General features: G+C 65.8%; 12 protein-coding genes. 9 read left to right on the forward strand and 3 right to left on the reverse strand.

All coding sequences use genetic code 11. The features are described 5' to 3' along the window. Nucleotides 1-2: 2 nt before the first annotated feature. Both EV665_RS14015 and EV665_RS14020 read right to left on the reverse strand, forming a co-directional pair. On the reverse strand, nucleotides 3-1,085 hold the full coding sequence (locus tag EV665_RS14015; protein WP_133034549.1) for a TraB/GumN family protein: 1,083 nt from the start codon (nucleotides 1,083-1,085) through the stop codon (nucleotides 3-5). Nucleotides 1,086-1,275: 190 nt separating this feature from the next. Further along, on the reverse strand, nucleotides 1,276-2,211 hold the full coding sequence (locus tag EV665_RS14020; protein ID WP_133034550.1) for a tyrosine recombinase XerC: 936 nt from the start codon (nucleotides 2,209-2,211) through the stop codon (nucleotides 1,276-1,278). 146 nt (nucleotides 2,212-2,357) lie between these two features. Between EV665_RS14020 and EV665_RS14025 the strand changes: the two genes are divergently transcribed. From EV665_RS14025 to EV665_RS14065, 9 genes are all read left to right on the forward strand, one after another. After that, nucleotides 2,358-3,494 carry an AAA family ATPase gene (locus EV665_RS14025; RefSeq protein WP_133034551.1) on the forward strand — a complete coding sequence of 379 codons (1,137 nt, stop codon included), beginning with the start codon at nucleotides 2,358-2,360 and terminating at the stop codon, nucleotides 3,492-3,494. Between the two features lie 61 nt (nucleotides 3,495-3,555). Next, nucleotides 3,556-5,760 carry a primosomal protein N' gene (locus tag EV665_RS14030; protein WP_133034552.1) on the forward strand — a complete coding sequence of 735 codons (2,205 nt, stop codon included), beginning with the start codon at nucleotides 3,556-3,558 and terminating at the stop codon, nucleotides 5,758-5,760. 103 nt (nucleotides 5,761-5,863) lie between these two features. After that, a complete protein-coding gene (locus tag EV665_RS14035) occupies nucleotides 5,864-6,247 on the forward strand; it encodes an AGROH133_08824 family phage infection protein (RefSeq protein ID WP_133034553.1) in 384 nt (127 codons plus the stop codon). A gap of 261 nt (nucleotides 6,248-6,508) precedes the next feature. Next, a complete protein-coding gene (locus EV665_RS14040) occupies nucleotides 6,509-7,075 on the forward strand; it encodes a F0F1 ATP synthase subunit delta (RefSeq protein WP_084438156.1) in 567 nt (188 codons plus the stop codon). Then, nucleotides 7,075-8,604 (forward strand): F0F1 ATP synthase subunit alpha, encoded by a 1,530-nt coding sequence (gene atpA, locus EV665_RS14045; RefSeq protein ID WP_064331730.1) that lies wholly within the window; start codon nucleotides 7,075-7,077, stop codon nucleotides 8,602-8,604. The genes EV665_RS14040 and atpA overlap by 1 nt, the downstream gene beginning before the upstream one ends. 115 nt (nucleotides 8,605-8,719) lie before the next feature. After that, entirely contained in the window at nucleotides 8,720-9,601 is an 882-nt protein-coding gene (locus tag EV665_RS14050) for a F0F1 ATP synthase subunit gamma (protein WP_064331729.1), read from the forward strand. Between the two features lie 26 nt (nucleotides 9,602-9,627). Then, nucleotides 9,628-11,157, forward strand: coding sequence for a F0F1 ATP synthase subunit beta (gene atpD / locus EV665_RS14055; RefSeq protein WP_084438154.1), 1,530 nt, complete (start codon nucleotides 9,628-9,630; stop codon nucleotides 11,155-11,157). A gap of 97 nt (nucleotides 11,158-11,254) precedes the next feature. Beyond that, complete coding sequence (locus EV665_RS14060) at nucleotides 11,255-11,662, forward strand: F0F1 ATP synthase subunit epsilon (protein ID WP_064331727.1); 408 nt, start codon at nucleotides 11,255-11,257, stop codon at nucleotides 11,660-11,662. Between the two features lie 222 nt (nucleotides 11,663-11,884). Next, nucleotides 11,885-13,312, forward strand: coding sequence for a mannose-1-phosphate guanylyltransferase/mannose-6-phosphate isomerase (locus tag EV665_RS14065; RefSeq protein ID WP_133034554.1), 1,428 nt, complete (start codon nucleotides 11,885-11,887; stop codon nucleotides 13,310-13,312). Here EV665_RS14065 and EV665_RS14070 read toward each other — a convergent pair. Then, nucleotides 13,309-14,058 (reverse strand): metallophosphoesterase family protein, encoded by a 750-nt coding sequence (locus EV665_RS14070; protein WP_133034555.1) that lies wholly within the window; start codon nucleotides 14,056-14,058, stop codon nucleotides 13,309-13,311. The two genes, EV665_RS14065 and EV665_RS14070, sit on opposite strands and share 4 nt — an antisense overlap. Between the last annotated feature and the right edge of the window lie 51 nt (nucleotides 14,059-14,109).

Below are 14,109 nucleotides of genomic sequence, written 5' to 3' on the forward strand. Positions count from 1 at the left end.
GCTCAGGGGACAACGGTCACGCTGAAACCCTGCTTGCGCAGCAGCTCCACCACCCCTTCCGGGCCGGCAAGATGCAATGCGCCAACGGCGATGAAGACGTTGCCGCCGGCGAGGATTGGCGCGGCGCGCTCCGCCATCGTGTGGTTGCGGTCGATGATGATGCGCTGCTCGAAATCGGCATAGGCCTGAATGTCCGCGTCCGTCTCGGGCGCGGCGGCGCGCATCATCGGCATGATCATGCCGGTATCGCCGGAAAGGTAGAGCTGGCTCATCGTCTCGATGACGTCCTTCAGCGTGTCGCCGAGTTCCAGCGTCTGGACAAGGCCCTGGACCTGCGGTTCGAGCGGCAGGGAATCGAGGGCGGAAATCTGCTCGACGAGCGTTTCGAGACCCTTCAGCGTCTTGCCCTCGGCAAGCGCATCCTTGGCGAGGCGCTGGTCGAGGAAGGCGGCGCCGGCCGTCTTGCGGGCGATCTCGCAGGCCGGCAGCGCCACGAAGCTCGCGATCATCCACGGTTTCATGCGGCCGACCGCCGCGAGCGAGAGCCCGCGGCTCTTCAGGCCTTCCGCCAGTTTCTCCGCGCCCTCCTTGTCGAGGAAGTCGGTGATGGACCTGCCATCGGTGAACATGGTGAGGTCGGGGCGGGCGAGCATCGCCGCGCCGGCCTTCTTCTCGTCGGCGATCTCGTCCGATTCGACCACGATCGTGGCGGCCGCGGCAAAGGCGGTACGTGCCGCCTCCGGCATGGCGAGCACGCGCGGGTCCGTCACATGCATGGTGCCGAGCAGCCAGGAGGCGGGCTGGCCGTCCTTCTCGATCTTCCAGAAGATGCCCTTGCCGTTCGGCATGCCATCGGCCTCGGCCCGCAGTTTGGCATAGCCGGCCGGATCGTCCTTTTCGAATTTTTCGAGCAGATTGACGCCGCCGCAGACCGGCGGCTCCTCCGCGCGGGCCGGCGAGAGGCCAGCAAGCACGAAGAGGAAGGAGAGGGCGACCAGCACATGGACGGCAGCCAGCCCCCAGAGGCCGGCATCGGCCAGCCGGTCGGCAAGTGCTTGGCGCTGTCTGCGAAGAAGGACTGTCATGGTCGAACTCCCTGTTTTTTCGGCGGCCCTGAAACGCGTCGCGATCCTCTGGATTCGTCCCCTGCGCTTCAGGGCCTTGATTTTACGCCTGTCGTTCTCGCAAAACCGCTGGGCACTTTTGTGTGCGACATGCTCTAGTCCGGTTGCCCCTCACAATCCCTTAACGGCCTGTGCCCTTGACGAAGCGGCCTCATGCCCGCGGATGGGCGCGGTCGTAGATTTCGAGCAGCCGGGCGGAATCGACACCGGTATAGACCTGCGTGGTGGAAAGGCTGGCATGGCCGAGCAGTTCCTGGATGGTGCGCAGATCGCCGCCGCCGGCCAGCAGGTGCGTGGCGAAGGAATGGCGCAGCGCGTGCGGCGTCGCGCTGTCCGGCAGGCCGAGGGCACCGCGCAGCTTCTGCATCTCCCGCTGGATGATTGCCGGTTGCAGGGGGCCGCCGCGCGCGCCGCGGAAGAGCGGTTTGTCCTCTGCCAGCGGGAAGGGGCAGAGTTTCATGTAATCCTCGACGCCGGCAAGGGCTGGGGCGATCAGCGGCACGATGCGGGTCTTGTCGCCCTTGCCGGTGATGCGCAGCGCGGTCGGCGTGCCGGCGAAATCGGCCGGCGTCAGCGACAGCGCCTCGGAAATGCGCAGGCCGCAGCCGTAGAGGAGCGTCAGGACAGCGGCGTTGCGCAGGCGGATCCACGGTTCCTCGGCCAGTTGTTCATGGGCGTCGACGACGGCGATCGCCTGCCGGTCGGAGAGCGGCTTCGGCAGCGATTTCGGCTGTTTCGGCGAGCGCACCGCCGAAGCGCCGGCGGCATTGGCAAGGCCCTTGCGCTCCAGGTGGCGCAGGAACGAACGCAGGCCCGCAAGGCCGCGGCCGAGCGTGCGCGCACCCGCGCCGTCGCGGCGCCGGGCCGCGAGGAAGCCGCGCAGGTCTGCCGGCCGCAGGTCGTCGATGTCCTTGAGCCGCGCCGGGGTGGCAAGGTGCTGCGTCAGGAAGGCAAGGAACTGGCGGGTGTCGCGCTCATAGGCGTCCAGCGTGTTGTCGGAAAGCCGTCGCTCCTCCGCCAGCGCGGCGAGCCAGCCCTGGCGCTCGGCCATCAGTGTCGGGTCGGCGATGATGAGGAGATCGGTCATGTCCTGCCCTTTGGCGTTTGCCGGAGCATGGGCGATTTCCGCTTAAGGTTTTGCTAACGTTCGCGTCGGGGCTGGGCAAAGCGGCCCGCCTTCCTCTAGACACGGTGGCTGGTATAGAGAGGGTCTTTCTCCATTCCGGGACCATCATGCTTTTGCGTTCCATGTCTGCCGAAAACTATCGTTCGCTGCGCTCGATCCGCATGGATCTCGGGCGTGTGAACCTGTTCGTCGGCGAGAACGGGGCGGGGAAATCGAACCTCTACCGATCGCTGCAACTGGTGCAGGCCGCGGTGCGCGGCAGTTTCGCCCATGAGATCGCGGCGGAAGGCGGCATGGCTTCGGCGCTCTGGACGGGCAGGCGGCGAGGGAACGAGCCGGTTCGCATCCGCCTTGAGACCGAACTGCTCGACGAGGACCGGGCGATCACCTTCCGTTACCGCGTGGAGGCCGGGTTGCGCCCGCCGAAGGCCGCCGCGGGCTTTGCCTTCGAGCCGCAGGTCAAGGCGGAGGAACTGACCATCGAGACCGGGCGGCGGCCGGTGACGGTGATGAAGCGCGCCGGGCCGGGCATCCTAGTGCGCGACGAGACCGGCCGCATGGTCGAGCATCCCGAACAGGCGCTGACCTCGGAAACGGCCATCGCGCTGCTCGGCGATGCCGGGCATTACCCGGAGATTGGCACTTTCCGCCGCGCCATCTCGCAATGGCGCTTCTTCCACGGCTTCCGCTCCGATCGCGATTCGGCCCTGCGCCAGCCCTGCCTTGCCGTCACCGCGCCGCTGCTCGACCAGGACGGAGCCAATATGGCCGCCGTCTTCGCGACGCTCACCTGGACGCGGGAAGATACGCTCGACCTCGACCGGGCGGTGGCGGACGCGTTCGGCGGGGCGCGGCTTTCCGTGCCGGAGCCGGAGGAGTTCGCCTCCTACGGGCTGGTGTTCCCGCAGTTTCCCCAGCGCGTCTTCCAGCCGCGCGAGCTTTCGGACGGGCAGATCCGCTTCCTGGCGCTCGCCGCGGCCCTTCTCTCCTATCGCACGCCGCCGCTGATCGCGCTGAACGAGCCGGAAGCAAGCCTCCATCCGGACATGCTGGCACCGCTTGCCGACATGATCGCGCGGGCCGCGCAGTCGAGCCAGCTCTGGATCGTCACCCATTCCGAGCGGCTGGCACAGGAGGTGGAGACGCGCTGCGGCGTCCGGGCGAAGCGGGTCGTGCGCAATGACGGGGCGACCTGGATCGACGGCATGCGGCTGACGGGCGAAATGGCCGGGGACGACGAATGAGCAGGCCGGCGGCGATCTTTGCGGTTTTCTTCGCACGGCGGCGGGGGCATCTTCGCGCCTGATGACCAGCGATTCGACCGACCTTTTCGGGGAAAGACTCTTTGCGCGCACGGTGCCCGTGATGGTGCCGGTGCCGACGCCCTTGCCCTATTCCTATTCGGTGCCGGAGGGCATGGCGGTCGAGCCGGGCTCGATCGTGCAGGTGCCGCTCGGCCCCCGGCTGGTGCCGGGTGTCGTCTGGGACGGCGGCGACGACGGCAAGGTCGATCCGAAGAAGCTGCGGCCGATCGAGAAGGTGTTCGATTGCCCGCCGCTCTCCAAGGAGATGCGCGATTTCCTCGACTGGGTCTCCGCATACACGGTGACGCCGCCGGGCCTCGTTGCCCGCATGGCGCTGCGCGCGCCCACCGCCTTCGATCCCGAGCCGATGATCGAGGGGCTGCGCTTCACCGGCCACCGGCCGGAGCGGCTGACGAGCGCGCGTGAACGCGTGCTGGAGCTGATCGAGGACGGTGTTCCCTGGACGCGGTCCGGCCTTGCGCATGCCTCCGGCACCTCGACGAGCGTCATCGACGGGCTCGTGAAGCAGGGCACGTTCGAGACGGTCTTCCTGCCGCCGCCGCCGGTCGTGGCGCTGCCCGATCCGGACTATGTCGCACCGCGGCTCGAAGGGCCGCAGACGGAGAGCGCCGCGGAACTGGTCGAGAGCGTGCGGAAGGGTGAATTCTCCGTCTCGCTGATCGATGGCATCACCGGTTCGGGCAAGACGGAGGTCTATTTCGAGGCGATCGCCGAGACGCTGCGACGAGGGCGGCAGGTGCTCATCCTCCTGCCGGAAATCGCGCTGACGGCGAGTTTCCTGGAGCGGTTCCAGGATCGTTTCGGCGCCAAGCCCGCGGAGTGGCATTCCGATCTCGCCCCCCGCACCCGCGAGCGTGCCTGGCGGCAGGTGACGACGGGGGATGTCCGGGTCGTGGCCGGCGCGCGCTCGGCGCTCTTCCTGCCGTTCGAAAATCTCGGCCTCATCATCGTCGACGAGGAGCACGACCCGGCCTACAAGCAGGAGGACCGCGTCTTCTACAATGCGCGCGACATGGCGGTGGTCCGGGCGCGCATCGGTGACTTTCCGGCCGTGCTGGTCTCGGCGACGCCTTCGGTGGAAAGCCGTGTCAACAGCGATGTCGGCCGCTACCGCAAACTGCACCTGCCAACGCGTTACGGCGATGCGGCGCTGCCGGACCTGCACCTCGTCGACATGCGGCGGCATCCGCCGGCGCGCGGCGGCTTCCTGTCGCCGGTCATGCTGCGCGGCATCCAGCGCACCATCGAGAAGGGTGAGCAGGCGCTGCTCTTCCTCAACCGCCGCGGTTATGCGCCGTTGACGCTCTGCCGGGTCTGCGGCCACCGCTTCCAGTGCCCGCAATGTTCGAGCTGGCTGGTCGAGCACCGTTTTCGCGGGCAGATTCAATGCCACCATTGCGGTTATGCCGAGCGTACGCCGGAGGCCTGCCCGGAATGCGGCACCTTCGATCACCTCGCCGCCTGCGGGCCGGGGGTGGAGCGCATCGCGGAGGAGGTGGAGCGGCATTTTCCCGAGGCGCGCACCATCGTGCTCTCCTCCGACCTGATGGGCGTGAAGCGGCTCAGGCTGGAGCTGGAGGCGATCGCGCGCGGCGAGGCGGATATCGTCATCGGCACGCAGCTCGTCGCCAAGGGGCACAATTTCCCGCTGATGTCGCTGGTCGGCGTGGTGGATGCGGATCTCGGGCTTTCCAACGGCGACCCGCGGGCGGCCGAGCGGACCTTCCAGCTTCTTTCGCAGGTGACGGGGCGTGCCGGGCGTTCTGGCCTGAAGAGCCACGGCCTCATCCAGACCTACCAGCCGGCCCATCCCGTCATGCAGGCCATCGTCTCCGGCGATGCGACGGCGTTCTATGACCGCGAGATCGGCGAGCGGGAGAAGGCGCTGCTGCCGCCGTTCGGCCGGCTCGCCTCGGTCATCGTCTCGGCCGATAGCCGCGGCGAGGCGGAGGCGCATGCGCGGGGGCTGCGGCAGGCAGCACCGCAGGTCTCCGGCATCTCCATCCTCGGCCCGGCGGAGGCGCCGCTGGCGCTGATCCGCGGCCGCCACCGCTTCCGCCTCCTGGTGCACGGCCGGCGGGGCAGCGACATGCAGGCCTTCCTGCGCGCCATGCTGGCCAACGGGCCGAAGGAACGGGCCTCGCTGCAGGTGCAGCTCGACATCGATCCGCAGAGTTTCCTCTGACATGCGTGGTTAACAAAGAGTTGTGCGAACTTTCCCGGCGCGCTTCTGCCCGTCGCGGGCCTGTGCGATAGAGGGCGGCGGGCAGGCAAGGAGAGGCGCCGAGATGGAATTCTACATCCCCACCGAGACGGGCGAGTTCCTGGCGTTCTGCGCTGCCATCGCGACCGTGCTTTTCGGCCTCTTCGCCCTCTTTGCGCCGGGCACGGCCTTGAAGCTCGCCGGTCTCCAGGTCCGGGACGGCACTTCGGAAGGATATGCCTTCGCCCGCTCGGCCGGCGGCTTTTATGCGGGGATCGCCATCGTCGCGCTGCTGATGGCGCAGAGCTGGATCTACATGGCCATCGGCGGCGGTTTCGCGCTGGCCGCCTTCGGCCGCATCCTGTCGCTGATGTCGGACGGTTCCTTCACGCTCAAGAACCTTGCCGCGCTCGCCGCGCAGGCGGTGCTTGCCGCCCTGCCGCTCGGCTACGCCTTCGGCTTCCTCTGACCGGAAAACCGGCTTCCGGCCTCCATAAACGCCAGAACAGAGTGCGCGCAGTCAACTTTTGCCCCGACTGTGGCCGACTTATGGCGCATTCCTGCGTCCGGCGTGTTGCGAGTCCCGGTTTCGTATGCTAGACGAACCGCGAAATTCAGAAAAAGCGGGCGCCAAAGCCTGTAGGGACTGAAGATTACCGCAACGATTTCAAGTGGTTAGGACCGTAGCTTCGCTACTGCCCGGCCTCTTGAATGAAAAGAAGAGAAGCTTGTGCCCGTGGCAGACACATCCCAGCTTGTTTCCGGTGTTGCAGAAAGATACGCGTCTTCGCTTTTCGACCTCGCTCAGGAAGCCGGTTCGGCTGACAGTGTCGGTGCCGATCTTGCCCGTTTCCAGGCACTGATCGACGAAAGCGACGACCTGAAGCGGCTGATCCTCAGCCCCGTCTTCTCCGCCGAAGATCAGACCAAGGCCATTGCCGCCGTTGCCGCAAGGGCCGGCATCACGGGTCTCGTGGCAAACTTCCTCAAGGTGGTTGCGTCAAATCGCCGCCTCTTCGCCGTTCCCGGCATGATCAAGGCATACCGCGTCATTGCGGCCCGCGCCCGCGGCGAAATCACGGCCGATGTCACCTCGGCCCATGCGCTGACCGCAGCGCAGGAAACAGAATTGAAGGCGGCGCTGAAAGGCGTCACCGGCAAAGACGTGGCGATTGCCGTCACCGTCGACCCGTCCATTCTCGGTGGTCTGATCGTCAAGGTCGGGTCCCGCCAGATCGACACCTCCCTTCGCACCAAACTCTCTACCCTTAAGCTTGCACTGAAAGAGGTCGGCTGATGGATATCCGCGCCGCGGAAATTTCCGCAATTCTCAAAGATCAGATCAAAAATTTCGGCAAAGAGGCGGAAGTCTCGGAAGTCGGCCAGGTGCTCTCCGTCGGTGACGGTATCGCCCGCGTTTACGGCCTCGACAATGTCCAGGCTGGTGAAATGGTGGAGTTCCCCGGCGGCATCCGCGGCATGGCGCTGAACCTGGAAAGCGACAATGTCGGTGTCGTTATCTTCGGTTCCGACCGTGACATCAAGGAAGGCGACACCGTCAAGCGCACCGGCGCCATCGTGGACGTGCCGGTCGGTCCGGAACTGCTCGGCCGCGTCGTCGACGCGCTCGGCAACCCGATCGACGGCAAGGGCCCGATCAATGCCAAGCAGCGCGCCCGCGTTGACGTCAAGGCTCCGGGCATCATCCCGCGCAAGTCGGTGCATGAGCCGATGTCGACCGGCCTCAAGGCCATCGACGCCCTCATCCCGGTCGGCCGCGGCCAGCGCGAGCTGGTCATCGGCGACCGCCAGACTGGCAAGACCGCCATCATCCTGGACACGATCCTGAACCAGAAGGCGATCCACGACAACGGCCCGGACGGCGACAAGCTGTACTGCGTCTACGTCGCCATCGGCCAGAAGCGTTCGACCGTCGCCCAGTTCGTGAAGGTGCTCGAAGAGCGCGGCGCGCTCCAGTACTCGATCATCGTCGCTGCAACCGCCTCCGACCCGGCGCCGATGCAGTATCTCGCACCGTTCGCCGGCTGCGCGATGGGCGAATATTTCCGCGACAACGGCAAGCACGCCCTCATCGGCTACGACGACCTTTCCAAGCAGGCCGTTTCCTACCGCCAGATGTCGCTGCTGCTGCGCCGCCCGCCGGGCCGCGAAGCCTATCCGGGCGACGTCTTCTACCTGCACTCGCGCCTGCTGGAACGCGCTGCAAAGCTCAACGACGAGATGGGCGCCGGCTCGCTGACGGCCCTGCCGGTCATCGAAACCCAGGGCAACGACGTTTCGGCCTTCATCCCGACCAACGTGATCTCGATCACCGACGGCCAGATCTTCCTTGAAACGGACCTGTTCTACCAGGGTATCCGCCCGGCCGTGAACGTCGGCCTGTCGGTGTCCCGCGTCGGCTCGTCCGCCCAGATCAAGGCGATGAAGCAGGTCGCCGGCTCGATCAAGGGCGAACTCGCCCAGTATCGCGAAATGGCCGCCTTCGCCCAGTTCGGCTCGGACCTCGATGCCGCAACGCAGCGCCTGCTCAACCGCGGTGCACGTCTGACCGAACTCCTGAAGCAGCCGCAGTTCTCGCCGCTGAAGACGGAAGAGCAGGTCGTCGTGATCTTCGCCGGCGTCAACGGCTATCTCGACAAGCTGCCGGTCGCCCAGGTCGGCAAGTTCGAGCAGGGCCTGCTCGGCTACATGCGCTCCGAAGGCAAGGCGATCCTCGACACGATCCGCACCGAAAAGGCGATCAGCGACGACACCAAGGGCAAGCTCAAGGCTGCTCTCGACGCCTTCGCCAAGAGCTTCGGCTGAGACCTAACGGTTCGAGCCCTGCGCGCCGCCGGCGCGCAGGCAGCCCGGGAACTTTGATTGACGCATGATCCGCTGAGGAGACCTCTCCCGGATCGTGTTACAGGACGGAAAACGGATGCCTTCACTTAAGGATCTGAAAAACCGGATCGCCTCCGTCAAGGCGACGCAGAAGATCACCAAGGCGATGAAGATGGTCGCCGCGGCAAAGCTTCGGCGCGCCCAGGAAGCGGCCGAGGCCGCCCGGCCCTATTCGCAGCGCATGAGCGCCGTTCTCGCCAATATCGCCCAGGCCGTCGGCCAGGACGATTCGGCGCCGCGTCTGATGACCGGCACGGGCAAGGACCAGGTTCACCTGCTCGTCGTCTGCACGGCCGAACGCGGCCTGTGCGGCGGCTTCAACTCGCAGATCGCGCGCCTTGCGCGTGACCACACCCGCAAGCTTCTGGCGAGCGGCAAGACGGTCAAGATCATCTGCGTGGGCAAGAAGGGTTTCGATATCCTGCGCCGTGAATTCGCGTCGCTGATCATCGACCGCGTCGACCTGCGCGAAGTCAAGCGCATCGGCTTTGCCAATGCAGACCAGATCGGCCACAAGGTCATCGGCCTGTTCGAGCAGGGCGAATTCGACGTCTGCACGCTGTTCTATTCCGAGTTCAAGTCGGTCATCGCGCAGATTCCGACCGCGCTCCAGCTCATCCCGGCCTCCGCTCCGGCGGTCGCTGCCGAGACGACGGGCGCCACCGCGATCTACGACTACGAGCCGGATGCTGGCGCGATCCTCGGGGACCTCATCCCGCGCAACATTTCCGTCCAGATCTTCCGGGCCCTGCTCGAGAACGTCGCCGGCGAAATGGGCGCCAAGATGAGCGCCATGGACAACGCGACCCGCAATGCTGGTGAGATGATCAACAAGCTGACGCTCAACTACAACCGTCAGCGCCAGGCTCAGATCACCAAGGAACTCATCGAAATCATCTCGGGCGCTGAAGCGCTCTAAGGACCAGGACAAAGAGGGTAAGAGACATGGCTAAGGCAGCTACCCCGAAGGAAACCGCCGCAGTGGAAAAGAAGCCGGCAGCGCGCAGGCCGGCAGCGAAGACTGCTGCTGCAACCAAGGCGGCGGCTCCGGTCGCAGCCGGCGCGACCGGTCGCGTTACCCAGGTTATCGGCGCCGTCGTTGACGTCGCCTTCGACGGCGACCTGCCGCTCATCCTGAACGCGCTGGAAACCGACAACAACGGCAACCGCCTCGTTCTCGAAGTCGCCCAGCATCTCGGCGAAAACACGGTTCGCACGATCGCCATGGACTCGACCGAAGGTCTCGTCCGCGGCCAGCCCGTGACCGACACCGGCGCCCCGATCTCCGTTCCGGTCGGCGACGAGACGCTCGGCCGCATCATGAACGTCATCGGCGAGCCCGTCGACGAAGCCGGCCCGCTCGTCACCAAGGCGAAGCGCGCCATCCACCAGGACGCTCCGGCCTATGTCGAGCAGTCCACGGAAGCGCAGATCCTGGTTACCGGCATCAAGGTCGTCGACCTGCTGGCTCCCTACGCAAAGGGCGGCAAGATCGGCCTCTTCGGCGGCGCAGGCGTCGGCAAGACCGTTCTCATCATGGAACTGATCAACAACGTCGCCAAGGCGCACGGTGGTTACTCGGTGTTCGCGGGCGTCGGTGAACGCACCCGCGAAGGCAACGACCTCTATCACGAAATGATCGAATCGGGCGTGAACAAGCACGGCGGCGGCGAAGGCTCCAAGGCCGCCCTCGTCTACGGCCAGATGAACGAACCGCCGGGCGCACGCGCGCGCGTCGCTCTGACCGGTCTGACGATCGCTGAAGACTTCCGCGACAAGGGCCAGGACGTTCTGTTCTTCGTCGACAACATCTTCCGCTTCACGCAGGCCGGTTCCGAAGTGTCGGCTCTGCTCGGCCGCATCCCGTCGGCCGTGGGCTATCAGCCGACGCTCGCCACCGACATGGGCCAGATGCAGGAACGCATCACCACCACGACCAAGGGCTCGATCACCTCGGTCCAGGCCATCTATGTTCCCGCCGACGACTTGACCGACCCGGCGCCGGCAACCTCGTTCGCCCACCTCGACGCAACGACGGTTCTGTCCCGTTCGATCGCCGAAAAGGGCATCTATCCGGCCGTGGACCCGCTCGACTCGACCTCGCGCATGCTCGACCCGATGGTTGTCGGCGAAGAGCACTACGAAGTCGCCCGCAAGGTCCAGACGACCCTGCAGCGCTACAAGGCTCTCCAGGACATCATCGCCATCCTCGGCATGGACGAACTGTCGGAAGACGACAAGCTGGCCGTTGCCCGCGCCCGCAAGATCGAGCGCTTCCTGTCCCAGCCGTTCTTCGTGGCCGAAGTCTTCACCGGTTCGCCGGGCAAGCTCGTCGCACTCGAAGACACGATCAAGGGCTTCAAGGGCCTCGTCAACGGCGAGTACGACCACCTGCCGGAAGCTGCCTTCTACATGGTCGGCTCCATGGAAGAAGCCGTCGAGAAGGCCAAGAAGCTGGCTGCCGAAGCGGCTTAACAGCGAATAGGAAATAGGGAGTAGCGAATAGGGAAAACGCGAACTTCGAATACGAATTCTATTCGCTATTCGCTATTCGCTATTCGCTAAGATGGTCATGGCAACAGAATTCAACTTTGAACTCGTTTCCCCCGAGCGCCTGCTGGTTTCCGGCAGCGTCAGCGAAGTCGTCATCCCGGCGACCGAGGGCGAGATGACCGTCATGGCCAACCACGCGCCGACCATGACGACGATCAAGCCGGGTATCGTCACCGTGAAGTTCGCGGACGGCAAGAAGGACCGTTACGTGGTCTTCGGCGGTTTCGCCGACATCGTCCCGACCGGCTGCACGCTGCTGGCCGAATCGGCCGTGCATGTCGACGACTTCAAGAGCGAGGACATCGTTCGTCGCATCGAAGCCGCCCGTGCCGAGCTGAACCATGCCAAGTCGGACGACCAGAAGTTCGGCATCGAGACCTATCTCGCCGAACTCACCACGCTGCAGGGGATCGTCGTACCGGCCTGATTGCGGTACGCGTTTCCGCCTGTCAAACCCGCCGTTCCGGCGGGTTTTTTGTTGCCTGCGATTTACCGCTTTCGGAGAAGGTCCTCTTTACCCTATCCGCAACATTGCGTACCCGACCGGAACGCCAGGTTGTGGTAATTTGCTGTTTCTTTACGACGCCGGGCGAGAGTGGCGCGCAAGGCGTGCGCCATGAGGGCGGACCAACGCATCAGGACGAGCAGGATGAGCAGCAAGATCGTACCCGTCATCATGGCCGGCGGTAAGGGCACCCGTCTCTGGCCGCTGTCGCGCGCCTCCGCGCCAAAGCAGTTCCTCGAATTCCTCGGGGAAACCACGCTCTTCCAGAAGACGCTGGCGCGCGTCGCCGATGCGGGGGTCTATGCGGCGCCGATCGTCGTCACCAACAGCGACTTCCGCTTCCTCGTCGCCGAGCAGGCCCGCGCGGCCGGCGTCGCGCTGACCTCGATCCTGCTGGAGCCCGTTGCCCGCAACACGGCGCCGGCGCTCGCCGCCGCCGCGACCTTCATCGCCGGCCTTCATGGCGACGACGCGATCATGCAGGTGCTCGCCTCCGATCATGAGATTGATGCCAACGCGACCTATTTCGACTGCATCGCCAAGGCGGCGGCGGCTGCACGGGCCGGCCGCCTCGTGACCTTCGGCATCACGCCGAGCGAGCCTGCGACCGGCTACGGCTATATCGAGATCGGCGAGGACCTCGGCAACGGCGCCAATGCGGTGCGCCGCTTCGTCGAGAAGCCCAACCACGAGAAGGCGACGGCCATGCTGGCGGCCGGCGGTTATCTGTGGAATTCCGGGATGTTCATGCTGCCGGTCGGGCTCTTCCTGCGTGAACTCCGGCAATATGCGCCGGACGTGCTGGAGGCGGCCGGCGAAGCGGTCGCCAAGGCCCAGCACGATCTCGACTTCGAGCGGCTCGACGAGGCGGCCTTTTCGCGCGCGCCCGATATCTCCGTCGACTATGCCATCTTCGAGAAGACGCCGATCGCCGCCGTCGTGCCTTCGCCGATCACCTGGTCCGATCTCGGAAGTTGGGATTCGGTGTGGAAGACCGGCCGGCAGGACGAGGCCGGCAATGTCGTCGACGGCAGCACGACGGTGCTCGACACGCGCAACTCGCTGGTCATCTCGCGGGACATCCACGTCGCCGTGCAGGGCCTCGACAATGTCGCCGTCATCGCCAGCGAGGACGCTGTCTATGTCGGCCGCATGGAGGACAGCCAGAATGTCGGCAAGCTGGTGAAGCATCTCGCCAGCCTGCCGAAGACGGCGAAGCTGACCGAGACGCACCCGACCTCCTACCGGCCTTGGGGCGGCTATACCTCGGTGCTGAACGGCGAGCGTTTCCAGGTCAAGCGCCTGTTCGTGACGCCGGGCAAGCGGCTGTCGCTGCAAAAGCACCATCATCGCTCCGAACACTGGATCGTCGTGCGGGGCACAGCCGAGGTGACGATCGGCGACAGGACGATCCCGCTGCGCGAGAACGAGTCCGTCTACATTCCGCAGGGCGAGGTGCATCGCCTCGCCAATCCGGGAAAAATCCTGCTCGAACTGATCGAGGTGCAGACCGGCTCCTATCTCGGCGAGGATGACATCATCCGGATCGAGGACGAGTTCGGGCGGGGCTAAACCAGGTCCGCGCCCGCAAGGGTCACCCTGAGGGCGGTCAGCCGGCCGGTGGCGTAGCAGGTCGTGTCGATGCAGATGCGGCCCTTGCCGAAGACCGGCTCGCGCCCGGCTGTATGGCCGTGGATGACCGTCAGGGGCAGGCCGGGGCCTTCGCTGAGGAAGGGTTCGCGGATCCAGATCAGGTCTTGGTCTTCCTGCCGGGCGAGCGGAATGCCGGGCATGATGCCGGCATGGACGAAGAGCCGGTCGCCGCTCGTCAGCGCGATCGGCATGGCCTGCAGGAAATCGATATGGTGCTGCGGGACCGCCCGGCGCAGGGCCGCGCCGAGCGCATGCACCGCCTCGTCTCGGTCGGTATAGTCCGCAAGGTCCAGCCCGTAGGAGCGCAGCGTCGCGTCGCCGCCGTAGTCCAGCCAGCGCAGGTGCTGGTGCGGATTGAAGATGAATTTCAGGAACGTGTCGTCATGGTTGCCGCACAGCGCGATGCGCTCGATGCCGTCGCCATGGTCGGGCTTCGCCAGATGCTCGATGACCGCCCGGGAGGCAGGGCCGCGGTCGACATAATCGCCGAGATAGAGGATGAGCGGCCGCTCGGCCATGCGGGGCGCGGCGTCCGCACGGATCCTCTCCTCCAGCGCCAGCAGGGCGTCGAGACAGCCATGCACATCGCCGATGGCGTAGATGAGCGGCCGGTCGGCGGCAAGCGTGAGACGCTGACGAAAGATGGGTTGGGCAGGAAGGGTCATGGCCTGTCATAGCGGGGATGGAGCGGGGAGGGAACCGGCAAAGTGGTGCCA

The organism is Shinella granuli (assembly GCF_004341885.1).
GTDB lineage: Bacteria > Pseudomonadota > Alphaproteobacteria > Rhizobiales > Rhizobiaceae > Shinella > Shinella granuli.